At 52.5% G+C, this 26,031-nt stretch carries 28 protein-coding genes; 11 read left to right on the forward strand and 17 right to left on the reverse strand.

What is annotated here, in order from left to right; translation table 11 throughout:
- Positions 1-13: 13 nt before the first annotated feature.
- The 7 genes from rplA to VFT64_10185 all read right to left on the reverse strand — a co-directional run bounded on the left by rplA (position 14) and on the right by VFT64_10185 (position 4,932).
- Positions 14-751, reverse strand: coding sequence for a 50S ribosomal protein L1 (gene rplA / locus VFT64_10155; GenBank protein HEU5048190.1), 738 nt, complete (start codon positions 749-751; stop codon positions 14-16).
- A gap of 8 nt (positions 752-759) precedes the next feature.
- Positions 760-1,197 (reverse strand): 50S ribosomal protein L11, encoded by a 438-nt coding sequence (rplK, locus tag VFT64_10160; protein ID HEU5048191.1) that lies wholly within the window; start codon positions 1,195-1,197, stop codon positions 760-762.
- A gap of 84 nt (positions 1,198-1,281) precedes the next feature.
- Entirely contained in the window at positions 1,282-1,815 is a 534-nt protein-coding gene (nusG, locus tag VFT64_10165; protein HEU5048192.1) for a transcription termination/antitermination protein NusG, read from the reverse strand.
- Positions 1,816-1,832: 17 nt separating this feature from the next.
- A complete protein-coding gene (gene secE / locus VFT64_10170; protein HEU5048193.1) occupies positions 1,833-2,021 on the reverse strand; it encodes a preprotein translocase subunit SecE in 189 nt (62 codons plus the stop codon).
- A gap of 43 nt (positions 2,022-2,064) precedes the next feature.
- Complete coding sequence (gene rpmE, locus VFT64_10175) at positions 2,065-2,298, reverse strand: 50S ribosomal protein L31 (GenBank protein ID HEU5048194.1); 234 nt, start codon at positions 2,296-2,298, stop codon at positions 2,065-2,067.
- A gap of 106 nt (positions 2,299-2,404) precedes the next feature.
- Positions 2,405-4,402, reverse strand: coding sequence for a UvrD-helicase domain-containing protein (locus tag VFT64_10180; protein HEU5048195.1), 1,998 nt, complete (start codon positions 4,400-4,402; stop codon positions 2,405-2,407).
- Positions 4,403-4,467: 65 nt separating this feature from the next.
- On the reverse strand, positions 4,468-4,932 hold the full coding sequence (locus VFT64_10185; GenBank protein HEU5048196.1) for a hypothetical protein: 465 nt from the start codon (positions 4,930-4,932) through the stop codon (positions 4,468-4,470).
- A gap of 250 nt (positions 4,933-5,182) precedes the next feature.
- On the opposite strand from VFT64_10185, the gene VFT64_10190 reads away from it, so the two are divergent.
- The 4 genes from VFT64_10190 (at position 5,183) to VFT64_10205 (ending at position 7,874) form a co-directional block, all read left to right on the forward strand.
- Positions 5,183-5,377: a DUF465 domain-containing protein gene (locus tag VFT64_10190; GenBank protein ID HEU5048197.1), complete on the forward strand. Its 195-nt coding sequence runs from the start codon at positions 5,183-5,185 to the stop codon at positions 5,375-5,377.
- Positions 5,378-5,467: 90 nt separating this feature from the next.
- Positions 5,468-6,379 carry a phosphotransferase gene (locus VFT64_10195; protein HEU5048198.1) on the forward strand — a complete coding sequence of 304 codons (912 nt, stop codon included), beginning with the start codon at positions 5,468-5,470 and terminating at the stop codon, positions 6,377-6,379.
- An 80-nt stretch (positions 6,380-6,459) separates the two neighbouring features.
- The gene (gene rodA, locus VFT64_10200; GenBank protein ID HEU5048199.1) at positions 6,460-7,578 is read left to right on the forward strand and encodes a rod shape-determining protein RodA; all 1,119 of its coding nucleotides are present in this window, start codon (positions 6,460-6,462) and stop codon (positions 7,576-7,578) included.
- A 17-nt stretch (positions 7,579-7,595) separates the two neighbouring features.
- Positions 7,596-7,874 (forward strand): hypothetical protein, encoded by a 279-nt coding sequence (locus VFT64_10205; GenBank protein ID HEU5048200.1) that lies wholly within the window; start codon positions 7,596-7,598, stop codon positions 7,872-7,874.
- A 20-nt stretch (positions 7,875-7,894) separates the two neighbouring features.
- On the opposite strand, the gene aroC is transcribed toward VFT64_10205, so the two are convergent.
- On the reverse strand, positions 7,895-8,962 hold the full coding sequence (gene aroC, locus VFT64_10210) for a chorismate synthase (GenBank protein ID HEU5048201.1): 1,068 nt from the start codon (positions 8,960-8,962) through the stop codon (positions 7,895-7,897).
- A gap of 54 nt (positions 8,963-9,016) precedes the next feature.
- Positions 9,017-9,859 carry an enoyl-ACP reductase FabI gene (gene fabI, locus VFT64_10215; GenBank protein ID HEU5048202.1) on the reverse strand — a complete coding sequence of 281 codons (843 nt, stop codon included), beginning with the start codon at positions 9,857-9,859 and terminating at the stop codon, positions 9,017-9,019.
- Positions 9,860-9,983: 124 nt separating this feature from the next.
- On the opposite strand from fabI, the gene VFT64_10220 reads away from it, so the two are divergent.
- The 4 genes from VFT64_10220 (at position 9,984) to hslU (ending at position 14,557) form a co-directional block, all read left to right on the forward strand.
- Positions 9,984-10,871, forward strand: a complete 888-nt coding sequence (locus VFT64_10220; GenBank protein ID HEU5048203.1) for a hypothetical protein — start codon at positions 9,984-9,986, stop codon at positions 10,869-10,871.
- A gap of 6 nt (positions 10,872-10,877) precedes the next feature.
- Positions 10,878-12,020, forward strand: a complete 1,143-nt coding sequence (locus VFT64_10225) for a 1-deoxy-D-xylulose-5-phosphate reductoisomerase (protein ID HEU5048204.1) — start codon at positions 10,878-10,880, stop codon at positions 12,018-12,020.
- A 14-nt stretch (positions 12,021-12,034) separates the two neighbouring features.
- On the forward strand, positions 12,035-13,162 hold the full coding sequence (rseP, locus tag VFT64_10230) for an RIP metalloprotease RseP (GenBank protein HEU5048205.1): 1,128 nt from the start codon (positions 12,035-12,037) through the stop codon (positions 13,160-13,162).
- 69 nt (positions 13,163-13,231) lie between these two features.
- The gene (gene hslU / locus VFT64_10235) at positions 13,232-14,557 is read left to right on the forward strand and encodes an ATP-dependent protease ATPase subunit HslU (GenBank protein ID HEU5048206.1); all 1,326 of its coding nucleotides are present in this window, start codon (positions 13,232-13,234) and stop codon (positions 14,555-14,557) included.
- A gap of 59 nt (positions 14,558-14,616) precedes the next feature.
- On the opposite strand, the gene VFT64_10240 is transcribed toward hslU, so the two are convergent.
- The 8 genes from VFT64_10240 to VFT64_10275 all read right to left on the reverse strand — a co-directional run bounded on the left by VFT64_10240 (position 14,617) and on the right by VFT64_10275 (position 22,566).
- Positions 14,617-15,438, reverse strand: a complete 822-nt coding sequence (locus VFT64_10240) for a hypothetical protein (GenBank protein HEU5048207.1) — start codon at positions 15,436-15,438, stop codon at positions 14,617-14,619.
- Between the two features lie 158 nt (positions 15,439-15,596).
- Positions 15,597-16,133 carry a demethoxyubiquinone hydroxylase family protein gene (locus VFT64_10245; GenBank protein HEU5048208.1) on the reverse strand — a complete coding sequence of 179 codons (537 nt, stop codon included), beginning with the start codon at positions 16,131-16,133 and terminating at the stop codon, positions 15,597-15,599.
- Entirely contained in the window at positions 16,114-16,602 is a 489-nt protein-coding gene (locus tag VFT64_10250) for a disulfide bond formation protein B (protein HEU5048209.1), read from the reverse strand. The genes VFT64_10245 and VFT64_10250 overlap by 20 nt, the downstream gene beginning before the upstream one ends.
- A gap of 36 nt (positions 16,603-16,638) precedes the next feature.
- A complete protein-coding gene (gene hemA / locus VFT64_10255; protein HEU5048210.1) occupies positions 16,639-17,868 on the reverse strand; it encodes a 5-aminolevulinate synthase in 1,230 nt (409 codons plus the stop codon).
- Positions 17,869-18,015: 147 nt separating this feature from the next.
- A complete protein-coding gene (locus tag VFT64_10260) occupies positions 18,016-18,480 on the reverse strand; it encodes a VOC family protein (protein HEU5048211.1) in 465 nt (154 codons plus the stop codon).
- Positions 18,481-18,561: 81 nt separating this feature from the next.
- A complete protein-coding gene (locus VFT64_10265) occupies positions 18,562-19,326 on the reverse strand; it encodes a hypothetical protein (protein HEU5048212.1) in 765 nt (254 codons plus the stop codon).
- Positions 19,327-19,384: 58 nt separating this feature from the next.
- Positions 19,385-20,746 carry an NAD-dependent succinate-semialdehyde dehydrogenase gene (locus VFT64_10270; protein HEU5048213.1) on the reverse strand — a complete coding sequence of 454 codons (1,362 nt, stop codon included), beginning with the start codon at positions 20,744-20,746 and terminating at the stop codon, positions 19,385-19,387.
- A 23-nt stretch (positions 20,747-20,769) separates the two neighbouring features.
- Positions 20,770-22,566 (reverse strand): alpha/beta fold hydrolase, encoded by a 1,797-nt coding sequence (locus tag VFT64_10275; GenBank protein ID HEU5048214.1) that lies wholly within the window; start codon positions 22,564-22,566, stop codon positions 20,770-20,772.
- A gap of 123 nt (positions 22,567-22,689) precedes the next feature.
- Here VFT64_10275 and aat point away from each other — a divergent pair, with 123 nt between their 5' ends.
- The 3 genes from aat (at position 22,690) to VFT64_10290 (ending at position 26,029) form a co-directional block, all read left to right on the forward strand.
- The gene (gene aat / locus VFT64_10280) at positions 22,690-23,289 is read left to right on the forward strand and encodes a leucyl/phenylalanyl-tRNA--protein transferase (GenBank protein HEU5048215.1); all 600 of its coding nucleotides are present in this window, start codon (positions 22,690-22,692) and stop codon (positions 23,287-23,289) included.
- A gap of 242 nt (positions 23,290-23,531) precedes the next feature.
- The gene (locus VFT64_10285; GenBank protein HEU5048216.1) at positions 23,532-24,818 is read left to right on the forward strand and encodes a tetratricopeptide repeat protein; all 1,287 of its coding nucleotides are present in this window, start codon (positions 23,532-23,534) and stop codon (positions 24,816-24,818) included.
- 71 nt (positions 24,819-24,889) lie between these two features.
- On the forward strand, positions 24,890-26,029 hold the full coding sequence (locus VFT64_10290) for a type IV pilus twitching motility protein PilT (protein ID HEU5048217.1): 1,140 nt from the start codon (positions 24,890-24,892) through the stop codon (positions 26,027-26,029).
- Positions 26,030-26,031: the final 2 nt, after the last annotated feature.

Here is a 26,031-nt window from a genome sequence, read left to right on the forward strand (position 1 = left end):
TCAATTCCCCTTATTATGCAGCGGCCAGCAGGCTCGCAACATCCACTTTCACACCCGGTCCCATTGTCGTGGAAACCGATACTTTCTTAATATAGTTGCCCTTGCTGTTGGCAGGCTTTGCTTTGTTGACAGCATCGAAGAATGCTTTCAGGTTCTGCTCAATAGCCTGTTCGCTGAAGCTTGCCTTAGCAACGCCGGCATGCACGATGCCCGCTTTTTCAACGCGGAATTCAACCTGACCGCTCTTAGCGTTCTTTACAGCTTCAGCCACGTTCGGCGTAACGGTGCCGAGCTTCGGGTTCGGCATCAGGCCACGCGGACCGAGCACCTTACCGAGCTTGCCCACAACCGCCATCATGTCCGGGGTTGCAATGCAACGGTCGAAGTTCATTTCGCCTTTGAGGATCTTTTCCGCCAGGTCGTCAGCGCCAACCAGTTCAGCACCGGCTTTCACAGCGTCAGCAGCTTTATCGCCACGGGCGAATACGGCAACGCGGATCGTCTTGCCGATACCGTTGGGCATCGCTACCATGCCGCGCACCTGCTGGTCGGACTGCTTCACGTCGACACCGAGATTGATGGAAATATCCACCGTCTCGTCGAACTTCGTTTTAGCGCCCCCCTTGATCAGAGCAACAGCTTCTTTCAGCGTATAAGCCTTCGCACGGTCAACCTGCTTTGCAGCAGCAGCGTAACGCTTGCCGCCAATGGCTTTTTCTTTCTTAACTGCGGATTTTTCTTTCTTAGCCATATGCGCTCCTACGCCTCCCCTACAACTTGCAGACCCATCGCGAGTGCGGAACCGCGCAGCATGGCGCAAGCCGCTTCAACATCGTGAGCGTTCAAATCTTTCATTTTAACTTTTGCGATTTCGCGCAGCTGATCCCAGGTGATCTTGCCTACGGTCGCGCCTTTGCCCGGGGTGCTGGAACCTTTGGCAACACCGGAATATTTCTTCAGGTAGAACGATACCGGCGGCGTCTTCGTGATGAATGAAAACGTACGGTCGGCATAAGCGGTGATGATAACCGGAATCGGCGTACCGGGTTCGATACCCTGCGTTGCAGCGTTAAACGCCTTGCAGAATTCCATGATGTTCAGGCCGCGCTGACCGAGCGCCGGACCGATCGGGGGCGACGGGTTCGCCTTGCCGGCGGGAACTTGCAACTTAACATACCCAGTAATTTTCTTAGCCATAATAAACCGCTTTCACCTTAAAAAGAATGTGCGCCTTAATAGCGCAATTTTTGTTTTTTGCAAATAAAATTATAAAAACTGTCCTTACGCCACCTTCTCAACCTGCGTAAATTCCAGCTCCACGGGCGTAGAACGACCGAAGATGGACACCGCCACCTTGATACGGTTCTTTTCGTCGTCGATTTCTTCGACCACGCCAACGAACGACTCGAACGGCCCTTCCGTAACCTTGACCGACTCGCCGATTTCGTACACGACCGAGCTTTTCGGATGCTCGATACCGTCCTTCACCTGGCGGAAAATGGACTCGGCTTCCGCTTCGGAAATAGCCTGCGGCTTGCCGTTACCCCCCAGGAATCCCGTAACTTTCTGGGTATTTTTCACCAGATGCCAGGATTCATCCGTCAGTTCCATCTTGATAAGCACATAGCCCGGGAAGAATTTACGTTCCGCGCTGGTCTTCTTGCCGCGGCGGATTTCAACCACTTCCTCCGTCGGGACGATAATGTCCTCGAACATCTGGGTGATGCCACGCTGTGCCGCCTGTTCCTTGATCGAATTGGCAACCTTTTTCTCAAAACCGGAATGGGCGTGTATGATATACCAACGCATTGCCATAGTGAATAATCCTCTAATTATGCTCCAAGCCCAAGAATCGTGCGCACCGCGAAGGAAATGATGCTATCGACAAACCAGAAGAAGAACGCCGAAAGGAAGATAAGCACCAACACCATCATCGTGGATGTCGTCGTCTCCTTGCGGTCAGGCCAGACAACCTTGTTAACTTCCTGGCGGACTTCGCGTATAAACTTCGCAGGATTCATGGGAAACCTTTTATTGTGAACTTAAAGACCTACCCGTTAAGGATTAGGCCTTCTTGTCGCTCTTTACGTCCAGGAACGAGAACTTGTTGGTGAACTTCTCCATCTGGCCCGTTTTACGGATGTTTACACCGCCAACCCATGCCGGGTGCGTGAGCGGATCAACGTCCAGCGTCATCGTGTCACCGGCCTTACCCCAGGTGGAACGGGTTTCATAACGCGTGCCATCGCTCATTACAATCGTAATGGGGTGATAATCGGGGTGAATGCCTTCTTTCATAATACTTCTCCGGGAATTTATAAATACACAGGGGCATGTGTCTAACCCAAAGTTTTCCCTAAATCAAGGCTTTTTAGCGAAGTTTTTATACCAAAACAACCGGGGGTCACATCCCCCGCACAATCTCAATATGTTCCTTGGGCAGTTCGCTAAGGAAACGTGAGGGGATATTGGATTGCCACTGGTTATACATGCGGCGGCTTCCCGCAAAGCTAATGGTGCAGGTCTTGCGCGCACGCGTGATGCCGACGTAAGCGAGCCTGCGCTCTTCTTCCAGCCCTTCCCGTCCGCTCTCATCGACCGAGCGCTGATGCGGGAAAAGCCCCTCTTCCCAGCCCGGAAGGAACACATGATCGAACTCGAGCCCCTTGGCAGCATGCAGCGTCATGATGCTGACCATGTCGCCGTTGGAATCTTCAGCCATATCCATCACGAGCCCGACATGTTCCAGGAACGCCGTCAGCGTTTCAAATTCACCCATTGCCCGCACAAGCTCTTTCAGGTTTTCCAGGCGTCCTTGCGCATCCGGCGTGGTTTCCTGTTTCCACATCTGGCGGTAACCGGATTCATCCAGCACCAGATCCGTAATCTCGCCGATGGATTGCTGGCCGAGCAGCCCGCGCCAGCGATCAAACGAAGAAAGCAGCGCCGAAAGCGCAGCGGCAACCTTGCCTTTAAGCTTGCCGGATTCAATTAATCGCGCTGTCGCACGTGTCATGGAAATATTTTCAGCGCGGCCAAAACTATGGATAGCTTCCAGCGTTGCCGCCCCAATACCCCGGCGCGGCGTATTGATAATACGCTCAAACGCCAGATCATCATCCGGCTGGGAAACGATACGCAGATACGCTATCGCATCGCGAATTTCCTGGCGCTCGTAGAAACGCAAGCCACCGATCACACGATACCCAACCCCAATCAGCAGGAAGCGTTCTTCAAACGCACGCGTCTGGAAACCTGCGCGCACCAGCACCGCAATATCATTAAGGCCGCTGCCGGAGCGCTGGAAGGCTTCAGTCTCTTCTCCGACAAAACGTGCTTCCTCATCGCCATCCCAAAGTGAGCAGACGCGCACTTTGTCGCCTTCGTCATCCTCCGTCCACAAGGTCTTGCCCAGGCGGCCCGTATTATGGGCGATAAGCTGGGAAGCCGCGCCAAGTATATTGCCCGTAGAGCGGTAATTACGCTCAAGCCGCACGACGGTCGCTCCCGGGAAATCTTTTTCGAACTTCAAAATATTGCCGATTTCCGCCCCGCGCCAGCCATAGATGGATTGGTCATCATCGCCTACGCAGCAGATATTTTTATGTCCCACCGCCAGCAGCCGCAGCCACAGATATTGCGCAACATTAGTATCCTGATATTCATCCACCAATATATATTTAAAGCGCCCGGCTATCTCTTTATGAATTTCTGGATGTTCGGTGAATAATGTCAGGTTGTGCAGCAATAAATCGCCGAAATCCATAGCATTGAGCGTCTTCAGCCGGTCCTGATAAGCCCGGTACAGCAACAGCGCTTTTGCGCCGGCACCGTGCCCCACATCCGCGACGCTGATTTTCTCAGGCACAAGCCCCTGGTCTTTCCAGCTCTGAATGATCCCCAGCATCTGCTTAGCCGGATTCTGTTTCTCGTCGACTCCCAGATCGTTTGAAAGCTGCTTGATAAGACGCAGCTGATCATCTGCATTAAGGATAGTGAAACTGGAAGTGAAGCCGAGCACCTCAGCATGGCGGCGCAGGATTTTCGCTGCGATCGAGTGGAACGTACCCAGCCAGTTTAAAGAGGAAACCCGGTTCGGAACTCCGCCTTCCGTCTCCTGCGGACGGTTGCCGTGCAGCAACGCTTCCACGCGCTCGCCCATTTCACGCGCTGCCTTATTGGTAAATGTCACAGCCAGAATCTGGCCCGGCCAGGCACGACGGCTGGAAAGAATATGCGCGATGCGGGTCGTAAGCACCCGCGTCTTCCCCGTGCCTGCACCTGCCAGCACGAGAACAGGCCCTTCCGTAGCCATGACGGCAGCACGCTGTTCAGGGTTGAGTTTCGCGATAATCGGCAATGGGCCGGACGTGTCAGAGAATGATTCCAAAGTATCTTGCATAAGAAAGGCACATTAGCAACGCGAACGCCGTCACTCAAGCAAAAAGCCAGCCTTTGCCGGAAAAGCTATTTCCCCTGCCCGTAAGCCTGCGAGTCCACATGGAACCCGACGAACTTCCACACACCGTTTTCCTTGGCAAGCCGCACATGGATAGTGGCATCGCCTTTTTCAAAAATAGCCTTGGCAGAATAATGCGCCACCTCATGCCGCGCGTTACTGATGTAAACCACATCCGCTTCACCTTCCGCCCCGACAAATTCCTTCATATAGCCAAGTTTATTACGGCTCCAGTCAAAGAATTCCCGGATCTGTGCGTCCGTCGTACCGGCCTTGCGGTTCATCTCCTCACGGTCAGAACATTCGCGAAACACAGAGAAATCCCAGTTTTGCAATACCTTAGGAAGATTTTCATTTACGAAAGCCTGGCTTTCGCTGTCTATCCCGCCGCCCTTGGGCAGCAGACGGCTGGCCATAATGCCAGTCATAATAAGGATGAGTAACGCTACAGTTACCGTTATAAATAGTTTCATGCATTACCCCAGAAAGGTTAATAAACCTAGCAACGCAAAACCCATTATAAAACAGTTAATAAGATTAATCACTATATTTCATGCAACCCTACGTCGATGGCATGCATTCCAAGCAAAATATTTACCTTGGAAAATATATTTCTCTTGACACCGATTCATCTTGAAATAGAAAGGAGTATTTTGTTTAATTAAAGATGTCGCCCCCAATCCCGGCGGCAATTTTGTTAAACAACAACAGGGAGTTAATGTCATGTCAGTAGAGTCGCATATCAGAAGCCTGCAGATGAAACACGCTGAATTGGAAACCGCGCTGACGCAAGAAATAGCGCACCCGCAGGCTGATTTCTACTTGATCAAGGACATCAAGAAGCAGAAGCTCCTCATTAAAGAGGAAATTTCTCGCTTGATGCATGGGCTGGAGGTTCAGCGACAGTCCGCATCGTGAAGATGACGTCATGGTGATTTAATCACCGAAGGAAAGGCCCGCTCTAAAGCGGGCTTTTTTTTATCCTGCGCCTGAGATATAACCATCCTGATGGGAAAACTCTCTAAGACATTCTTTCAAGAGCTGCAGTCGCATTATCGCGATATAGGGATGGTCATACACTATGAAGCGATCCCGCAAGGCTCCGCAAATTCCAACTATCGCGTCCGGACCCAGACTGGAAATTATTTTCTGAAAATCATCGCCAGACAGCAGGAAGCCAATCTTGGCAGGCAACTCTCTTTCTACCGTGCTCTATCAAACTCCAACATAGAAACTATCTGCCCTATCAAGAATAAAGAGGGAGATAATGTCACCCATATCAGCGGCCAAAAAATACTGCTGTTCCCTTACATGAATATCACCGAGCCGAAAATCACACTCAGGAATGCAGAGGCATTGGGCCGACTGACTGCGGCATTGCATAACACCGCCGTTTCATCCGCATCGCAGTTAGAACAGGCAAAGTACAACAAAAAAGCCTGCCTCATTGCTCTGGAGGGGCTTAATGAAGTCAGACGCCATAAATACCTGCCTTACATCGAACATATCAGCAGCATAAAAGACAACTTGCCGAAAGGTTTCGTGTTCGACGACATTTGTCCTGATAATCTCTATGCCGATAAACATTCCATTCGCGGCTTCATCGATCCTGAGAATGCGGGCATCGGCGAATATATCTTCGATATAGCGGGAGCACTTATCATGTGCTGTTTTCCGCGTAGAAATAAATTCCAGCTGACCCGCCTTTTCTTGCAGGCATATACAAAGAAGCGGGCGCATACAAAACAGGAACATGATTTCCTGTTCGAGGCACTCATTATGGTGTGCGTATGGCTATGCCTGTTTTTTGAATCCCGCCCCTCACCTGCCGGTCATAAGAAAATAGCCGAGCGCCTTGGATATGCCGATATGCTGCTGGCTATGGGCAGGGAACGTTTTTACCGGGCAATCGGTCAGTAACAGCAAAATACCAAAAGCCGTTGCATGTGCCTGCATAATATAGCAAGATGCCCGGGAATCCTCGCAACCAATTTTGGCACATGCATCACTCACCTCTGGCAAAACTCACCCAACTTAACTGGCTTCTGACCACCTGCATCTTTCTCATGGCGCTACTGGGTTTTGCCATGATGTTTTCAGCGGCGGGCGGCCATATGGCCCCCTGGGCCTCGCACCAGATGATGCATTTCACGTTCGGCTTCATATTGATGACGGTCATTGCGGTCACACCGGTGCAGACGCTGCTGCGATATTCCTATGCCATCTACATTATTTGCCTGATCGTACTCGTGGGCATTGAAGTGGCAGGATTCATCGGCAAGGGCGCCAAGCGCTGGATCGATGTGGGAGGAGTAAACCTGCAACCTTCCGAAATCATGAAGCTCGCCGTTATCCTGGCGCTGGCACGTTATTTCCATTCCGAAAACCAGGCCGATATCAACCGTCTCGTCCATCTTGTTCCCCCGCTCCTGCTGGTGGCGGTTCCGGCCGTCTTCATTCTGCGCCAGCCCAACCTTGGAACGGCAACCATTCTTACCTTCGTCGGCGCTTCGTTATTCTATATGGCAGGTGTCAGAACACGCTATTTTCTTATTATCATTGCCGTAGGCCTGATGGCAGCGCCGGTCGGCTGGCATTTCCTGCATGACTACCAGAAACAACGCGTGATGACTTTCCTGCATCCCGAGGAAAACCCGCTCGGCGCAGGTTATAATATCATGCAGTCGATCATCGCCATCGGCTCCGGCGGCTTCTTCGGCAAAGGGTATCTGCACGGCTCGCAAGGACAGCTGAACTTCCTGCCGGAAAAACATACTGACTTTATCTTCACCATGGTCGCGGAGGAATTCGGCTTTCTGGGCTGCGTCTTCGTACTCGCCGTGTATCTCACGCTGATCGGCTACGGCATCGCCATCGGTCTGCGCAGCCGCCATACATTCGGCAGCTTCATAGCGATCGGCGTTTCTTCCATGCTGTTCGTCCATATCATCATCAACACAATGATGATCATGGGGCTCATCCCAGTGGTGGGAGTACCGCTGCCGATGCTTTCCTACGGCGGCAGCAGTATGATTTCCATCCTGATCGGATTCGGATTCATGCAGAACGCCTATATCAACCGGGATGTGAACCTGCCGCGAAGAGTGGGATTGTTATAACAATAGCGAAATAGCGCATGAAATTAGTGATTGCCATAGTGATCGGAGCGACAGCAGCAATATGCATATTCTGCATGCTCGCATGGGCAGGTATTTCCTTGCTTTCTCTTGGATTAGCTTACAGCCACCATTATGACAAAAGTGCAGGCGATGGTGTTGGTTGGATAATAGTAGTCTGCGCTCCTGTATGGATACCCCTTATACTGATCATAAGTGTAGTCGCTGGAATTAAAGTAGGACGTATAGCGGACAAAAAGATTTCCGGCCCGAATCCAGATAATACACCGTTTATTTAGCCATCAGTTCCAACACACTATTATCGCTGAACTTTATGACGCAGATAATGATCCGCCAGCACACAGGCCATCATCGCTTCCGCCACCGGCACGGCGCGAATTCCTACGCATGGATCATGACGTCCCTTAGTGACGATGTCCGTGTTATTGCCATGAATATCGATCGTCTCAACAGGTGTCAGGATGGAGCTGGTCGGCTTGATCGCAAAGCGTACCACGACCGGCTGGCCGCTGGAAATACCGCCGAGAATGCCGCCTGCATGATTGGAAAGGAATTGCACCTCACCATCCTTCATGCGCATCCGGTCGGCATTTTCCTCGCCACGCATACCGGCTACCTGCATTCCATCGCCAATCTCCACGCCCTTGACGGCGTTGATCGTCATCATCGCGCAAGCCATATCCGAATCGAGCTTGTCATAGATAGGCTCGCCGAGTCCTGCAGGCACACCCTCGGCTACAACCTCGATCATCGCACCGACAGACGAGCCGGATTTACGTACCGAATCCAGGTAGCTTTCAAACTTCGCAACCTGCTCTTTATCGGGGCACCAGAACGGGTTGTTATTCACTTCATTCCAGTCCCAGTTATCACGATTGACCTTCTCCGTGCCGATCTGGATAATCGCACCGCGGATTTTAATATTCTCAGGCAATATCTTGCGCGCAATCGCGCCGGCCGCCACACGCATGGCGGTTTCACGCGCCGAGGAGCGCCCGCCGCCACGGTAATCGCGAATACCGTATTTCTTCCAGTAAGTATAATCCGCATGGCCGGGACGGAACTTATCTTTGATTTCGCCGTAATCCTTGGATTTCTGGTCTTCGTTCTGGATCAGCAGGCTGATCGGCGTACCCGTCGTCTTCCCCTCGAACACGCCGGAAAGAATCTTCACCGTATCGCTTTCCTTCCGCTGCGTCGTAAAACGTGACTGGGCAGGCTTGCGCTTATCCAGATAATGCTGGATATCGGCTTCATTCAGATCAATCAGCGGCGGCACGCCGTCGACGACACAGCCAATAGCCTCGCCATGGCTTTCGCCCCAGGTCGTAAATGAGAAAATCTCGCCGAAACTGTTGTTACCCATAATTTCCCCAATTACACCTATCCCGAATGCTCCCGCTTGAGCGCCAGACAATAACTAGTGAGCGCCTGCGACCGCAATATCCGGCGCATCTACGCGTTTCATGCCGACCACATGGTAGCCGGAATCCACATGCAGCACTTCGCCGCTCGTGCCTGCCCCCAATTCGGACAGCAAGTAAAGCGCCGCACCGCCGACATCTGCAAGCGTCGTGTTACGCTGCAAAGGCGCATTCAGCTCGTTCCACTTCAAAATATAGCGAAAATCGCCGATGCCCGAAGCAGCCAGCGTCTTGACCGGACCGGCCGAAATGGCATTCACGCGGATATTGTCGCCGCCCAGATCCACCGCCAGATAACGCACGCTTGCTTCCAGCGCGGCTTTCGCCACGCCCATCACGTTATAATGCGGCATCACGCGCTCAGCGCCGTAATAGGTAAGTGTGAGCAGACTGCCGCCGTTTTTCATCAGCGGATAAGCACGCTTTGCCACTGCAGTGAAAGAGTAGCAGGAAATGTTCATCGTCATGGCGAAATTCGCCGGGCTCGTATCGACATATTTACCGCGCAGCTCATTCTTGTCGGAGAAACCGATCGCATGCACGACAAAGTCCAGACCGCCCCATTCCTTACCAAGCGTTTCGAACACGGAATCAATGGATTTTTCATCCGTCACATCGCATGGCATCACAAGCGTAGAACCGATGGAAGAAGCCAGCGGACGCACGCGTTTCTCAAGCGCCTCCCCCTGGAAAGTGAAAGCAAGCTCCGCACCCTGCGCCGCCAGATATTGCGAAATGCCCCAGGCGAGGGATTTGTCATTGGCAACGCCCATGATAAGTCCGCGTTTGCCCTTCATCAACGTACCGGCCGGAATAGCCGCTTCTTTTTCTTCAGTCATGTGCACTAATACCTTGTAATAGAAATTTCATTCATGTTAAAAACATCGTACGCTTCATATGTCAAGTGTTGCATTGAGCCGTTCTATGAGTTAACGACGTTTCTGCGCTTGTTTAAGGAACCCTATGAGTCACGAATACTATATCATTCATGAAAACGGCAATCAGGGCCCCTATGATCTGGTCGCGCTGGTCATTAAGATTCGCAATGGCTCGCTCAGGGCGGAAATGCACGTGCAGCGTAACGACAAATCGGATGCCTATCCGGCACAGGATTGGGAAGAGTTGCGGGAATTTTTCATCGCAAAAGCCGAACCGGAACATGTCACCAAACCTGAACCAGGCCTCAAACACCATTATACCCGCAAGCTTTCTCTGCTGGATGCATTGAAAGGCGGCATTAACTTCCTGCAGCAGAACCAGGTCTCCACGTTATTTTCAGGACTTATCATTCTGTTGATCCTGCTGGGCGCTCTGGGGGTAAGCTTTATGGTTCCGCCGGAATGGCGTGTGCCATGCTACATGATCGGATTTATCATGCTGCATTTCCTGCTGTCATGCTACCTGCTGCTGATTCTGCGCATGACGCGCGGCCAGCCCATGAACCTGCCTTATTTCGCAAAACGCATTAAGTCGCGTTTTCTCAAAATGATACGCAGCTCCATGCTGGCCTCCTTCCCGGTCATGATCGGATTCATCCTATTTATGCAGCTTGAAAACGCACTGGTCGTTTCCATCATCGGTCTGCTGATCATTATCATCCCCGGCATCTACACCATGACGATCTATTCCTTCGCGCCGCTGCTGATTGCCGATAAGGATTATAATGTGTGGGAAGCTATGGAAACCAGCCGTAGCGCTATTTTGAAAGGCGGTTCCGAAAATTGTGGCGTATACTTCTCACTTAACACGATCAATCTGATCGGCGGTTTGTTCATGCTGCTGCCAATGGCGGTTACGCTCCCCGTCACGATGAGCGCGATTTGCGAATTTTACGACGAGCTGTTCTCTTAAATCCCCATGACACGCAGCGTTACCATACTCGGCTCAACCGGCTCCATCGGAGAGAGCACTGTCCGGTTGCTCAGGCAGCACCCGGAAAAATTCAGCGTCACAGCCATTACCGCATATGATAATGTAGCCAAACTTGCCGCGCAGGCAAAGGAACTCGGCTGCAAACGTGCCGTCATCGGCAATGAAGAACGTTACGCGGAACTAAAATCAGCCCTTTCAGGCACAGGAATCGAAGCTGCAGCAGGCAGCGAGGCTGTTACGGAAGCCGCCCGTATGGATGCGGATATCGTAATCGCCGCCATTGTCGGCGCTGCCGGATTATTGCCGGCACTTGCCGCAATCGAGCGTGGCGCCACCGTGGCGCTTGCCAACAAAGAATGCCTTGTCTGTGCTGGCGATATCGTGATGGAAGCAGTGCAGAAGCATAACGCCACCTTGCTCCCGGTAGATTCCGAACATAGCGCAATCTTTCAGATACTGGATGCGAAGCAACCCGAAACGATCGACAAAATCATCGTCACCGCATCCGGCGGCCCGTTCCGCGAATATAGCTTTGAGCAGATGAAGAAGGTGACGGTAGAAGAAGCGCTGCGCCATCCCACCTGGAACATGGGTGCAAAAATCACCATCGACTCCGCCACTATGATGAACAAGGGGCTGGAGATTATCGAAGCCTGGCACTTATTCCCGGTGAAGCCTTCGCAGATCGAAGTGCTCGTCCACCCCGAATCCATTATCCATAGTATGGTCTCTTACATTGACGGCTCCGTGCTCGCGCAGCTCGGCACACCGGACATGATCACTCCCATTGCTTACGCGCTCGCCTGGCCCACGCGTATCACCAGCGGCGCAAAGCCGCTTGATCTCGCCGCCATGGGCCGCCTGAGTTTCTTCCCGCCGGACCCACAACGCTTTCCTTCTTTACGCTTAAGCCGGACAGCCATGGAAACAGGCGGTAGCGCACCCGCAGTGCTCAACGCCGCCAATGAGATTGCTGTCGCGCGCTTCCTGAAAAAAGAAGTGGCGTTTACCGATATTATCCGCATCATAGAAGCCACACTGGAACGCATGCCTGCCGTCCATCTGCATAGCATAGATGACGTTATGGCAACGGATGCGCAAGCCAGAGCGATCGCTGCAAACATATAATTGATGTAAGAGTGATGTTACCCATATTGCATTTTCTACAAACGCCCCTGTCCTTTCTGGCAGTCATATTTTTACTCGTGTTCGTGCATGAGATGGGGCACTACCTCGTCGCCAAACTCTGCGGTGTCAGGATCGAGACCTTTTCCATCGGTTTTGGCAGGGAATTATGGGGCAGAAACGACAAATCCGGAACACGCTGGCGTATAAGCGCCATACCTCTTGGCGGTTATGTAAAGATGTTCGGCGATGCTTCGGAATACAGCAGCCCTTCGGATGATGTGGATACATTGCCTGAAGCAGAAAAACGCTTCACTTTTTATCATAAATCCCTGCTCAAAAAGACCGCTATTGTTGCCGCCGGACCGATTGCCAACTTCATTCTTTCAATCGTTATCTTCACAGTCTTCATTGCCATGGTGGGCCTTTCTTCCACAGAACCTGTAGTGGGCGGAGTTGTGGAGAATTCCGCGGCGCAGGCAGCCGGGCTTCAGGCCGGAGACCGTATCATTGCTATCGATGACGAAACGGTTGACACATTTAACGACATCCCGCGCATCATATTCACTAATCTTGGAACGCCGGTCACATTGAAAATAAAGCGCTCAGATAAAACCTTCCCCCTTACCCTCACCCCTAAAATGGTGACAGAGCAGGATGCTTTGGGCAATACAGTTACGCATCCGCTCATCGGCATTAAGAGCCGTGAGATAAAAATGCAGAATGTCGGCTTACCCCGCGCCGTATGGGAGGCCACGCTCAGAACCTACAATATCTGCTCCACCAATTTGCGCGCTATCGGTCAGATCATCACAGGCAAGCGCAATTTCGGCAGCAGCGTTACCGGCCCCATAGGCATTGCAAAAATGTCCGGCGAGGCAGCCAATGAAGGCATTGGCGTACTGTTCATGCTAATGGCGTATCTGTCAGCCAATCTTGGCCTGATCAATCTTTTCCCCATTCCTGTGCTGGACGGAGGTCATCTTCTGTATTATGCGATCGAAGCCGCGCGCGGCAAACCCATGGCACGCAAGTTTCAGGAATACGGGCTAAGAGTTGGTATGGCTTTTATTGCCATGCTGATGACCTATGTCATTATCAACGATATCCATAAATGGCTGCTGACCCTGTCCAAACATAATTAATTGCATTATTCCCTTGAATAGGGCCAAACGCATACTTATATCAATTATATCACTAACAATTTGAATGCCATGACCCAATCCACCACTACCGAACTCACCCCCCGTGAAATTGTGAACGAACTTGACCGCTTCATTGTCGGACAGAATGACGCAAAACGTGCTGTTGCTATTGCGCTGCGTAATCGCTGGCGCAGACAGCAGATTGAAGGCAATCTGCGTGACGAAATCACACCGAAAAATATCCTCATGATCGGCCATACGGGCGTGGGCAAGACGGAAATCGCCCGCCGCCTCGCTAAGCTTGCTAAAGCGCCGTTTATCAAGGTGGAAGCCACAAAGTTCACGGAAGTGGGCTATGTCGGCCGCGACGTGGATTCCATTGTGCGCGACCTGATGGAAGTCGCCATCAGCATGGTGCGCGAAGCCCAGCATATTGAAGTGCGCGCGAAGGCCGAAGCGCAGACGGAAGAACGCCTGCTGAATGCATTGGTCGGTGAAACTTCCAGCGAAGATACGCGCCGTAAATTCCGTGACCGCCTGCGCGCAGGTGAACTGAAAGATAAAGAGATCGATATTGAACTCGCCGACAATGGCGGCTCATCGATCCCGAGTTTCGATATTCCAGGTGTTCCCGGCGGCCAGATGGGCGTCCTCAATATTGGGGATATCCTTGGTAAGGCCATGGGTGGGCGCACCAAGACCAAGCGCATGAAAGTATCTGACGGCGAAAAAGTGATTCTGGCGGAAGAAAGCGAAAAGCTGCTCGACCAGGAAAAAGTGATCAGGCTCGCAGTCAACGCTGTGGAAAATCATGGTATCGTCTTCATCGACGAAATCGACAAAGTCGCAGCACGTCAGGAAATGCGCGGGGCGGAAGTGAGCCGTGAAGGCGTGCAGCGCGATCTGCTGCCGCTGATCGAAGGCACAACCGTTTCCACAAAATACGGCATGGTGAAGACGGATCATATCCTCTTCATTGCCTCCGGCGCGTTCCATATGGCCAAGCCGTCCGATCTTCTCCCGGAATTGCAGGGCCGTCTGCCCATCCGCGTCGAACTGAATCCGCTGTCCGAAGACGATATGATGCGCATTCTGACCGAACCGGAAGTAAGCCTCATCAAACAATACACCGCTTTGATGGAGACGGACGGAGTTACGCTCGAATTCACAAAAGACGGCATTAAGGAACTGGCCGCACTCGCAACCAAGGTCAACCGTGAGGTCGAAAATATCGGCGCACGCCGCCTCCACACCATCATGGAGCGGCTTGTAGAAGAAATCAGTTTCGACGCGCCGGATAAAAAAGGCTCCAAGGTGAAGATCAATGCCGCTTACGTTCAGAAACATGTAAGCGATCTGGCCAAAAACACGGATCTGAGCAAATTCATCCTGTAACAGACGCAAAAAAACACCGGACTCCAAAAGGGTCCGGTGTTTATTATCATCATCTCTTCTTAACTTGCTGAAATCAGGCTGAGCAGCTTGTCAGACATCTTACCGGTCTGCACCGTAGCCGAAGAAGTCGGCTTGCCTAGCAGTAAAGCCGCAAATCCCGAACTGATCAGATCAGCTGCGCTCAGATTAGAACTGGAAGCCACGCTGTTAGCTTCCACCGTCTCGACGCTCGCCATGGCAAAATTGACCTGGCTGCTGATATTGTCAATAGTATCGCTTGCACCGTTCACTACATCCTGCGCATCGGCAATCGCACCAAGCGCAGTGCCTGCATCAAAGACCGTATTCACGCGCGGCGGCACATTACCGAACAAGCTCTTCGTCGTCAGATTCGGAATCGTGGTGGTGGTCTGCCCAGCTCCGTTCGTGCTCAAAGAGCCGGTATCGAGACTGAAGGAACCGTCAAGCAGGCTGGAGCCGTTGAAGCTCGCATTATTGGCAATATTATCGATCTGCGAATACAGCCCCTGGAATTCTGCTTCTAATGCAGTCAGCGAAGCACTGTCTCCACTGCTGCCCGCAATCTGCGCAGCGATGTCCTGCATTTGCTGCAATATCAGTGAAATCTGTTTTGCGCCGCTTTGGGCAATATTCAATCCGCTATTCGTGCTGGCAAGACTGACATAGGCATTATAAAGCCCAGAAGCAGCAACCAGCTGGCTGGAAATGTCAGGAACAATAGCGGGGGTAATTTTATTGGTAAGTCCGACAACATCGTTCACGCCTGCGAGAGAGGACGCAGCGCTGACAGATGATCCGGACAATGGGGCCTTCTGCGTCACCGCAGAGGTCACGAAAAACTGCACCGGTGTTATAGTCATACGAGTTACTCCCTGTAACAAAGCCGCGCTACTTGCGCATCTCGTCTCAAAAGAAACATACCTACATTAAAACAGCCGACCCCGTAAGATCGACGAGAACCGGATTAACCACCTTACAGTTTATAATGGCCCATCAAAAAAAGCAATTGACTTTTTGATTATAGCCGCGTTGACAGCCAGATAGCCAGTTTACTGGCGGTTTTAACCCCGAAAGACAGCGCCCCATAAAGCGGGGCTTGCTCAGCGCCATTTTCCATAGCAATATCATGATGTTCCATCTCTTCCTGGCGGAATTTCTCAATCGTGTCTCCCAGCTCCTTCTCATGATCGCCTAATCGCTCTTTTTGAGCATTATAATGATCATTAATAACCGTTTCCACGGCCACCGTGCAGGCCATGGCGGCTTTTTCCCCCAGCAGCGCGCTCGCCGCCCCCAGAGCAAAGCCCGCCACATGCCATAACGGCATTAGCGCTGTCGGACGCACGCGGCGGTCCCGAATCAGGGAATCGAACTTATCAAAATGCTGTTTTTCCTGATCTGCCATATGCTTAACCATATCGCGGCGCGCCGATCCGCGCATCACGGCCAATTGGCCGGCGTAAATCCGCATCGCGCCATATTCACCCGCATGATCCACACGGATCATGCGCTCTACATCCTGCTGCTGCGTCAAATCACCGGGAAGCCTGCGCATTATCCACCTTCTTTCGGGCCGCTGCCGCAACATAGAAAGCCAGCGCCAGTGACCATATCATATTAAGCAGCGAGAGCGTGATACCGTGAAACTCCCACTGCGGCTGATCGCAGGCAACAATAGGCGCGCTTTTAATCTTTTGCAATAAATCATCAACCGACTGCCCTGCCCCCGATGACGACGTGCACGAAGAAGGTCCCGCGATTAGGTGCTTCTCCACACCCGCATGGTAAGCCGCAACGCCGGCCCCGCTTAGGAACAGAATCATGATAAGCCAGGAAAGCTTACATTTTCTAGCAGCCGGAATGGCAATGCCCACCAGGGAAAGAACAATAACCGCAACATAAGGTATGCGCTGGATCGTGCAAAGATGGCATGGAGCCAGTCCACCCCAATACTGTACCGCCAAAGCCCCTCCCAGAGAAAGAAGGCTCGCAACCAGTGAAAAACGCAGGATGCCTGTATTCATAATAGCCACAAATAAATGATATGAAGAAACGCCGCTTCAGCCTGCCACGCGTTGCGCCCTGTCCGCTTCCACTTCTGCAAACACGCGAACCAGCGCATCCGCCAGTTCATCGATCATCGCATCCGTATGGAAAGGCCCTGGCGTCAACCGCAACCGTTCAGTACCGCGCGGCACGGTCGGGAAGTTGATAGGTTGTACATAGATAGCATGCTCGTTGAGCAGCTTGTCGGAAATGGTTTTGCAATCCACAGGATTTCCCACCATCACCGGCACAATATGCGTATCGCCCGGCAGCACATGAATACCACGCTCGATCAGCTTCTGTTTTACTTTCACAACATTACGCTGCTGCGCTTCACGCTCTGCAGAATTTTCCATCAGGTGACGAATGCTCACAATGCAGCCTGCCGCAATAGCCGGAGGAAGCGAGGTAGTAAAAATAAACCCGGGCGCAAAGCTGCGCACCATATCCACCATTTTGGCCTTGCCGGCAATATAACCGCCGACTACGCCAAATGCTTTCGCAAGCGTGCCCTGAATAATATCAACACGTGCAGATAGCCCCTCACGCTCGGAGATACCGCCGCCATGGGCGCCATACATACCCACCGCATGCACTTCGTCAAGATAAGTCAGCGCATTATATTTCTCCGCCAGATCGCAGATCTGCGCAATACGGCCCGTATCGCCGTCCATCGAATAGACCGACTCGAACGCAATGATTTTTGGGCGCTCAAATGCCACCTGTTTCAGAAGCGATTCAAGATGTTCGATATCGTTATGGCGGAAAATATGCTTCTCTGTGCGCCCCATGCGAATGCCGCTGATCATGGAAGCATGATTGCATTCATCGGAAAATACTACACAGTCCGGCATACGCGAAGCCAGCGTGCTGAGCGTCGCCTCATTCGCCGTATAACCGGAAGTAAATGCCAGTGCAGCTTCCTTGCCATGCAGCCCGGCGAGCAATTGCTCCAGCTCGACTACATAATGATGATTACCGGAAATATTGCGCGTACCGCCCGCACCTGCCCCCATGGTATCGAGTGCCGCCTTCATGGCCGCGATCACCTTAGGGTGCCGCCCCATGCCAAGATAATCATTGGAACACCATACCGTCACTGGCTGGCCGGTCGTATGGCTATGTGCACGCGGAAATTCCGCGACAGAGCGTTCAATATCGTGAAAAACCCTATACGCGCCTTCTGCCTTGAGCCGGTTGAGCGACTGGTCAAAAAAGGCATTATAATCGAAGGGATTGTTCATTTACTTATAATTATAAAACAGATTCCGCGGCTTTTCTAACACAAAATGGTAAAATTATCACTATAAATGTGAAGAATTCCGCCACTGCTCAAATCACCCCCGGCCATGCAATGTAAACACAGCCAGGAGTGAATTAGATACAATAGGTTAGGCTGCTTTCTTGGAATACATTTCCTTCATGCCTTTTTCGATATCCTGCGGCGAAACCTCGCGCACATGTGTTGCCACCGTCCAGCGGATGCCGAATTTATCCGTGAGGCACCCCATGCGGTCGCCCCAGAACATGTCCTGCACGGGAAACAGCTCGCTCATACCCGCTTTTTTCGCCTGTGCGAACTGCGCGTCCGCATCTTTGAAATACAGATAGAAGCTGGAAGCGCTGGGCACAATATTGCTGGCAGCGCAGGTTTCGGGATCGGCATCGCTCAGGAACAGCTTGGAATCCCCTATCGTGATGCAGGCATGACCGATTTTGCCATTCGGTGTATCAAGCCTGTATTCTTCTTTCGCGCCAAACGCTTGCTGGTAAAGAGCAATCGCTTCTGCCGCACCGTTAATAAGCAGGCTCGGTGTAATGGTGTGGAAACCTTCAGGAATTGCTTTCGCGGACATAATGCCTCCTAGTCAGGGTTGATGGGCCAGTCAGACTACAATCCCGCAAGTTGCAGGTCAAAGTAAAAACTATTCAACGTCTTAAAATTGCTTTCGATTGAAATCGGCTACTGTCGCCAGTATCAGCAGCGGAATAAAGATCGCCGCCTGCCCCACGAACAGCTGCAGATCCGCCGCATGGTGGACACCGGCAGTCAGCCATTCATCCTTGGCAAAGAAATCCAGCCTCGGCATGATCATGGAAATTCCTTTCAGGATATATACCACGATCGCATTGAGCCATTGCTGCTGGAACAGGAAAGTCGTTTGCGTGGTCACCACAAAGAACGCCATAATGCGTGCAAGCATATAAAATCCCATGCTGGCAAGCACGGCTGAAACACTGCTCTTTAGCGTGAATGAAGCAAACAGCGCAATTGCCACCACCAGCCAGCATTCCAGCAGCAGAGAGCCGGACCACAAGAGAAACCCTTTCCAGTTCACCACATCCTGCATGCCAAGCAGCAGGACAACCGCCGCCGCATGGATGAGTGCGACATTCGCAAACCCGACCCAATAGGCAAGGATAAGCTTCGTTCTTGTAAGAGGGCGTGAAAGAAACACATCCACTTCTCGCGTCTCAAACGCATGCTGAAGATGAGAACAGACAAATACGATCAGCCCGATGATGATCATCACGCGTGCAGCGTTACTGCTATAAACCGCTGTCAGCTCGCGTGTATTGTCAGGCGCTGTCGCGCCGAGCATATGGGCAATCACCCCGGCGGCTAATATACCCGCCAGCAGCACCCAGAACATTTTATCGCGCCAGGCTGTCAGGAATATATAGCGTATGGTCGGCAGCATAACCCCTCCGTTGATGACGCGCGCATGATAACTATAATATAGCGTCGCCGTCAATCGGTTAGGCGATATAGACCGTCTTGGCGTTCATGAATTCGCGTATGCCCAGCGCACCGAGTTCACGCCCGTAGCCGCTCTCGCCGACACCGCCGAACGGAAGATGCGGATCGGAACGCACGAACGCATTGACAAAACACTGCCCCGCATTGATCCGCGTCTTCGCCAGCTCTTCCGCTCGCCGCATGTCGGAAGTGAAAATTGCTGAGCCGAGCCCGAAGGCAGATGCATTGGCAAGCATGAACGCATCTTCTTCATCTTTAGCTTCGATAATAGCCGCCACCGGCCCAAACAGCTCTTCTTCAAATGCCGTCATTCCCGGACGGACAGCGCTTAACACCGTTGGTGGATATAAACTGCCCTTGCCCTCTGGCACCTTTCCGCCAAGCAATAGCTTCGCTCCCTGCTTCACGGATTTTTCTACTTGGCTGTGCAACGTATCGCGCAAATCTTCACGCGCCAGCGGTCCGATGCCTATTCCTTCATCGTGCGGATTGCCGCTTACTGCTTGCTTAAAATGATCCAAAAAATGACGCTCGAATTCTTCGCGCACAGAAGCCACCACAATAAACCGCTTAGCGGCGATGCAGCTCTGCCCGGCATTTATCAGACGGCTCTTCGCGCATTCGATGGCCGCCTCCTTCACATTCGCATCCGCCAGTACGACATAAGGATCGCTGCCCCCAAGCTCGAGCACGGTCTTCTTGAGCAGCGCAGCCGCTTTGCCCGCCACCGCTTTTCCAGCCTGGGTACTGCCTGTGAGCGTGACGGCGCGTACATGTTTATGCGCAATGACACTCTCCATCGCATCGCTCCCTATCAGCAATGTGGAAAAACACCCTTTCGGAAAACCTGCCTCGCGGAATATATCCTCAATCGCCAGCGCACAGCCGCAGACATTCGATGCATGTTTCAACACACCGACATTCCCCGCCATTAAATTAGGAGCCGCAAAGCGGAACACCTGCCAGAACGGAAAGTTCCACGGCATGATCGCCAGAATCACTCCCAGCGGCTGCCACGTGATAAAGCTCGACCGCGCCTCGGTTTCCACTTTCTCGTCCTTGAGCAGGACTTGCGCATGCTCAGCATAATATTCGCAGGTCGCAGCGCATTTCTCAATCTCAGCCCTGCCCTCCGCAAGCGGCTTGCCCATCTCATCCGCCATCAACGCAGCAAATTCCTCCTTACGCTTGCGCAGCACCACCGCCGCATTGCGCATATATCCTGCACGCTCATCGAACGACATGCCTTTCCATGAGAGGAAACGCGCATGCGCCTCTTCAATACATTCTGCAGCCTGTTGTGCCGTATGCGGCTCATATTCACGGATGAGTTCACCCGTCACAGGATTGATACTCTGCATCGTTCGACTCCTAAAATAGAGACTTATTTCACTAAAACGTAGGTGCCGGGCGCATCCGCCAGCGGAATATATTGCTTGGAGTTTCCACCCATGGCAGGAGGAGTCTTTTTAGCAGAAGAATGCTCTGAAAGCCAGCGTTCCCATGCTTCCCACCAGGAGCCTTCCTGCACCTTTGTCTGCTCGGCCCATTCCTGAGGCGGCAGGTAATGGATGCCATCCTTAGCCGTAGCGATCTGGTAACTGCGACCTTTATGCCCCGGCTCACTGACGATCCCCGCATTATGCCCGCCACTGGTCAGCACGAATGTCACGTCGCTGTCCACCAGCAGGTGAATTTTATAGACGGACTTCCACGGAGCCACATGATCGCGCACCGTCCCCACCGCAAATACAGGACACTGAATATCCTTCAGCGCCACCGGTTCGCCGTCTACTTCATAACGTCCTTCTGCCAGATCGTTGTTGAGGAACAGATGCCGCAGATATTCGCTATGCATGCGGTACGGCATGCGCGTCGCATCCGCATTCCACGCCATCAGATCATTCAGTCCCTGCCGCTTGCCCTGCAGGTAATCATGAACAAGCCGCGACCAGATCAAATCGTTCGAGCGCAGCATCTGGAAGGCGCCTGCCATCTGGAACTTGTCCAGATAGCCCTGCTGCCACATGACATCCTCCAGATAAGCAACCTGGCTTTCATCGATGAACAACAGTAATTCACCAGCTTCTTCAAAATCTGTCTGCGCGGCAAACAGCGTAATACTACAGATGGAATCATCGCCGCGCCGCGCAAGCGCTGCCGCCGTCATGGAAAGCAGCGTGCCGCCGATGCAATAACCCACTGCATGAATACGCTGGCCGGTAATCGTTCGCACCGCTTTGAGCGCTTCTTCCACTCCCTGATGCATATAATCTTCCATTCCCATGTCGCGGTCGCGCCCGTCCGGGTTCTTCCAGGAGATCATGAACACCGTATGACCTTTATTCACCAGATAACGCACAAGAGAGTTATTAGGAGAGAGATCCAGAATGTAGTATTTCATGATCCATGCCGGAACGATCAGCACCGGTTCCGCATATACTTCCTTCGTCGCAGGCTCATACTGGATAAGTTCCATCAGCCTGTTACGATAAATCACTTTACCCGGCGTCACGGCAACCTGCTTGCCCACCTCGAAAGCCTCCGCCCCTTCAGGCGGCAGATCCGCCATCGCCCCGGCCAAATCCTGCCATGCATAGGCCATTCCGCGCAGGAAATTCGATCCTCCTTCCTGCACCGTCGTACGTATGACTTCCGGATTCGTAAACGGATTGTTGGAAGGCGCGGCAATATCCAGCATCTGACGCGCGGCAAACGCCACCATGTTCAGATGGTGCGGTGATACGCCGCGTATATCCCGTGTCACGCCTTCCCACCAGTTTTCATACAAAAGGAAACTTTGCTGCACCACATTGAACGGCAGATGCTGCCAGGCCTCATCCAAAAACCGGCGATCGCCTGGCGCAGGCTGGGCAACGGGCTCCACTGCCTGCCCGGAGGCTGCATTGAACGCATACATGCTTAACTGTGCTGTTTTTTGCAGCATATCCTTATGCAGGGCAATCAGCTTTTCCGGCGAGAATGCCAGATGCAGCCCCCAATCCAGCCCCGCCATGGCCAGCGAAACCGGCGAGAGATTGCCCGTCATCCGCCCAATGGCTGCATGGAACAGGCGGTCCATAATATTCTCCGGCTGCTGACAAACATGCGGCTCCCTGGAAGGCGGAACCTCCCGCGACGCCGTATTATGCTCTGCCGTCTTGATCGCTGCATTCGTCATATCGCCTCATCGGATTCGGGTATATGGAAGCATTCTAATGTACCCTTCCACCATACATCGGCATTGACTATAATCAAGCCATAGCGATAAGAACAGGAAACAGCTTACTCGAAGCGGCTTCCCATGCAAGACAGTCTCACACCTGAACAACTGCTTCTGGCTTATGCAAACGGCTATTTCCCGATGGCCGACAGCAGGGACGCGCAGGAACTTTACTGGTATGCCCCCGAGGAACGGGGCATTTTGCCCCTCGAACATTTTCATATACCACGCAGCCTGAAGAAATTCATGCGCCACTGCGATTATGAAGTAACATTCGATCGCGTTTTTCCTGAAGTAATCCGCGCCTGTGCCGAAATCACCTCCCCCAAACGTAAGCAGACATGGATCAACGATCAGATCATCGCGCTTTACTGCGAACTTGCACAGCACGGATACGCGCATAGCGCGGAATGCTGGCATGAAGGAAAACTCGTCGGAGGGCTTTATGGCGTATCGCTCGGCGGAGCATTCTTCGGCGAAAGCATGTTCAGCCGAAGCGACAATGCAAGTAAAGTAGCGCTCGTGCATCTGGTGGAAAGGCTGCGCGAGCGAAACTTCATTCTGCTCGACACGCAGTATATCAACGATCATTTGCTGCAATTCGGGGCGGTCACTGTGACAAAAGCACACTATATGAAGCGTCTGGCAGAGGCGTTGAAAATTGCAACGCACTTTGCATAAAAATGCAAATTTATTAAACTAGTTATTGTCTTATCCCGTCTTGCTATCTACTATATACGGCATATTATGTAAAAAATGCCCTGACCAGAGATATGCATAAAACAGAATACAGATTTTCACTCCGGCGAATCGGCTTATCTGTAGCCTTTCTATGCAGCAGCCTTTCAGGCACCGCACTCGCGTCAGGATTGTTTGACGCAGACATTCCGCAAACATCCCCCCACCCTGCTCCGGCGCCCATCATGATGGAAAGCTTCCGCGCCGCCGGAAACATGCCCAAGGATTACCTGACGGACACAAACACGGTAGCTTATTCACTCAAGCTTGCCTATTACAGCCAGTACGCCGCAAAATTTCCCCATAAGGAAACAGCCGCGTTACGCTCCGTAAAAACGGCAGCCGCAAAACATCTGGCGGCAAAACCCGCAACGCCGCAAAAGCTTGTCGGTTGGCTGGATGACGAAACATCTGCCCCCGCACCCGCTACTCAGACAGTGGCACAGGCACAACCCGCTCCGGCAAAACCGCAATCCGCGCCTGCTCCTGCAATACAGGTAGAGTCTACGCTACCGTGGAAAACGGCACAGGCTGAAACCGCTACGACGAGCCCTGTTCAGAAGGGCGAAGCTAAAATTGTCCTGCTGAAAAACGAAAGCATCCAGAAGATGCTTAAAGACAATGAAACCCTCGCCGTTCCTCCGCTGCATGTGCCGGCATCCGCCGCAGTGCCAATGCCGGACCTTTCTCCAGCCACCGCCACCGGCGCATTGTCGGATCAGGATAAACAGATTATCGCGGGCCTCCCCGCCCAAAGACGCAAGCGTACCGTGAAACAGGCGCCGGTGCACATTGCGCATATGCAGAAGAATCCGCTCGATAATGACGTCGATGTCGAAAAACATACCGGTGTCGGCATCCAGATCAGCGTGCGCAGACCGAAAGTGAATGTGGAAGGAATGCTGGAACAGGCTTACCAGAATCTGCTGGCCGGGAACCAGGAAGGTGCCATTGAACTCTATAAAGAAGTGCTGCAGATACAGCCTAACAATAAACTCGCTTTGTTCGGTCTTGCCACGACCTATCACCGTGCAGGCCAGCCTCAGCTCGCCCGCCCGCTTTACGGGCAATTGCTCGTGATTGACCCGAATAATGTGGAAGGACTGAATAATTACCTCGTGCTCCTGGCGGACGAAGCGCCGGAAGAAGCACTGGTCGAATTGGGCAGGCTGGAAAAGACCCACCCGGATTTCAGCCCCATTCCGGCCCAGATGGCAATTATCTATGAAAAACAAGGCAATTACCCCGCCGCCGTTCAACAGATGACGACCGCTATCAACCTTGCTCCTGAAAACCTCAGATACCGCTACAATATGGCTATCATATTGGATCATAAGGGAGATTGGGAAAATGCCGCTGAATTATATAAAGAATTGCTGACGGCAAGCGAACGCGGTGAAAAAATTGCAGCGGACCCCGACGAAATTCAGCAAAGATTAACCTTTATATTGTCTAATAAGCCTAAGGGATAAGGCGGCAAGGTTCTAAAAGGACTGTGGCGCGATCCCCAGTTCTAACCCGGATTACCTTGAAAGTCAGTATCATGGAAATAACCGACCTCCTTTTCGCATCCCAGAAGAACAACGCCTCAGACTTGCATCTTTCCGTCGGCAATCCGCCTATTCTGCGCGTGAACGGCGATATGCTGCCGCTGAAAATGCCCCCGATGACGCAGGAAGAAGTGCGTCACATCATTTATTCCATCATGACCGAGCAACAGCGCTCGGATTACGAACGCGACCTTGAAGTGGACTTCGCGCTTTCCTATAGCGAAAACATGCGTTTCCGTATCAACGCTTTTAACACACTTGCGGGCCCTGCCGCCGTGCTGCGTACGATCCCTACGCGCATCTATTCGATTGAGGAACTGAATGCGCCGGAAATCCTGAAGAAAATGTGTGAGCTGCATAAAGGGCTTGTGCTCGTGACCGGACCGACCGGCTCCGGCAAATCCACGACCCTTGCCGCCATGATCAACCATATCAACCAGAGCGAAGCCAAACACATCCTGACGATTGAAGACCCGGTGGAATTCATTCACACTTCCAAGAAGTCGCTTATCAACCAGCGCGAAATCGGCGCCAGCACGAAATCCTTCGCGAAAGCATTGCGTAGCGCTTTGCGTGAAGACCCGGACGTGATTCTGGTGGGCGAGTTGCGCGACCTTGAAACCATCCAGTTGGCCATGACAGCGGCAGAAACCGGGCACTTGGTATTCGGCACGCTACACACCAACTCCGCTCCGAAAACCGTCGACCGTATTATTGACGTCTTTCCGGCAGGCGAAAAAGAAATGGTGCGCGCGATGCTTTCCGTGTCGCTCGAAGCTGTGATTACCCAGGCGCTCGTCAAACGCGCGGACGGCACAGGCCGCGTCGCCGTGCATGAAATCCTGCTGGGCACTCCTGCAATCCGCAACCTTATCCGCGAAAACAAAGTGCCGCAGATCACTTCGATGATGCAGGTCGGCAGCAAGGCCGGCATGCGCACGATGAAAGACGCAGCCTACCAGTTACTCAATGACGGCGTTATCTCGCCCGAAACTGCCAAGGGCCTGCTCGCCACGGCGGGCAATGCCGAGGGAGATGCTCTCCCCGGCGCTGCAGCTTCAGGCGGTAACGATCCATTCGGCGGACGCCCGGCCGCCTCTCCCCGGAATTCCAAATTCAATGAAAGTTTCTGATC

Source organism: Rickettsiales bacterium (genome assembly GCA_035765535.1).
GTDB lineage: Bacteria > Pseudomonadota > Alphaproteobacteria > Rickettsiales > JABCZZ01 > JABCZZ01.

Bases quoted from the DNA above. Each gene is read 5' to 3' on its own strand.
- rplA (HEU5048190.1), bottom strand. From the start codon at position 751: ATGGCTAAGAAAGAAAAATCCGCAGTTAAGAAAGAAAAAGCCATTGGC.
- rplK (HEU5048191.1), bottom strand. From the start codon at position 1,197: ATGGCTAAGAAAATTACTGGGTATGTTAAGTTGCAAGTTCCCGCCGGC.
- nusG (HEU5048192.1), bottom strand. From the start codon at position 1,815: ATGGCAATGCGTTGGTATATCATACACGCCCATTCCGGTTTTGAGAAA.
- secE (HEU5048193.1), bottom strand. From the start codon at position 2,021: ATGAATCCTGCGAAGTTTATACGCGAAGTCCGCCAGGAAGTTAACAAG.
- rpmE (HEU5048194.1), bottom strand. From the start codon at position 2,298: ATGAAAGAAGGCATTCACCCCGATTATCACCCCATTACGATTGTAATG.
- VFT64_10180 (HEU5048195.1), bottom strand. From the start codon at position 4,402: ATGCAAGATACTTTGGAATCATTCTCTGACACGTCCGGCCCATTGCCG.
- VFT64_10185 (HEU5048196.1), bottom strand. From the start codon at position 4,932: ATGAAACTATTTATAACGGTAACTGTAGCGTTACTCATCCTTATTATG.
- VFT64_10190 (HEU5048197.1), top strand. From the start codon at position 5,183: ATGTCAGTAGAGTCGCATATCAGAAGCCTGCAGATGAAACACGCTGAA.
- VFT64_10195 (HEU5048198.1), top strand. From the start codon at position 5,468: ATGGGAAAACTCTCTAAGACATTCTTTCAAGAGCTGCAGTCGCATTAT.
- rodA (HEU5048199.1), top strand. From the start codon at position 6,460: ATGCATCACTCACCTCTGGCAAAACTCACCCAACTTAACTGGCTTCTG.
- VFT64_10205 (HEU5048200.1), top strand. From the start codon at position 7,596: ATGAAATTAGTGATTGCCATAGTGATCGGAGCGACAGCAGCAATATGC.
- aroC (HEU5048201.1), bottom strand. From the start codon at position 8,962: ATGGGTAACAACAGTTTCGGCGAGATTTTCTCATTTACGACCTGGGGC.
- fabI (HEU5048202.1), bottom strand. From the start codon at position 9,859: ATGACTGAAGAAAAAGAAGCGGCTATTCCGGCCGGTACGTTGATGAAG.
- VFT64_10220 (HEU5048203.1), top strand. From the start codon at position 9,984: ATGAGTCACGAATACTATATCATTCATGAAAACGGCAATCAGGGCCCC.
- VFT64_10225 (HEU5048204.1), top strand. From the start codon at position 10,878: ATGACACGCAGCGTTACCATACTCGGCTCAACCGGCTCCATCGGAGAG.
- rseP (HEU5048205.1), top strand. From the start codon at position 12,035: ATGTTACCCATATTGCATTTTCTACAAACGCCCCTGTCCTTTCTGGCA.
- hslU (HEU5048206.1), top strand. From the start codon at position 13,232: ATGACCCAATCCACCACTACCGAACTCACCCCCCGTGAAATTGTGAAC.
- VFT64_10240 (HEU5048207.1), bottom strand. From the start codon at position 15,438: ATGACTATAACACCGGTGCAGTTTTTCGTGACCTCTGCGGTGACGCAG.
- VFT64_10245 (HEU5048208.1), bottom strand. From the start codon at position 16,133: ATGCGCAGGCTTCCCGGTGATTTGACGCAGCAGCAGGATGTAGAGCGC.
- VFT64_10250 (HEU5048209.1), bottom strand. From the start codon at position 16,602: ATGAATACAGGCATCCTGCGTTTTTCACTGGTTGCGAGCCTTCTTTCT.
- hemA (HEU5048210.1), bottom strand. From the start codon at position 17,868: ATGAACAATCCCTTCGATTATAATGCCTTTTTTGACCAGTCGCTCAAC.
- VFT64_10260 (HEU5048211.1), bottom strand. From the start codon at position 18,480: ATGTCCGCGAAAGCAATTCCTGAAGGTTTCCACACCATTACACCGAGC.
- VFT64_10265 (HEU5048212.1), bottom strand. From the start codon at position 19,326: ATGCTGCCGACCATACGCTATATATTCCTGACAGCCTGGCGCGATAAA.
- VFT64_10270 (HEU5048213.1), bottom strand. From the start codon at position 20,746: ATGCAGAGTATCAATCCTGTGACGGGTGAACTCATCCGTGAATATGAG.
- VFT64_10275 (HEU5048214.1), bottom strand. From the start codon at position 22,566: ATGACGAATGCAGCGATCAAGACGGCAGAGCATAATACGGCGTCGCGG.
- aat (HEU5048215.1), top strand. From the start codon at position 22,690: ATGCAAGACAGTCTCACACCTGAACAACTGCTTCTGGCTTATGCAAAC.
- VFT64_10285 (HEU5048216.1), top strand. From the start codon at position 23,532: ATGATGGAAAGCTTCCGCGCCGCCGGAAACATGCCCAAGGATTACCTG.
- VFT64_10290 (HEU5048217.1), top strand. From the start codon at position 24,890: ATGGAAATAACCGACCTCCTTTTCGCATCCCAGAAGAACAACGCCTCA.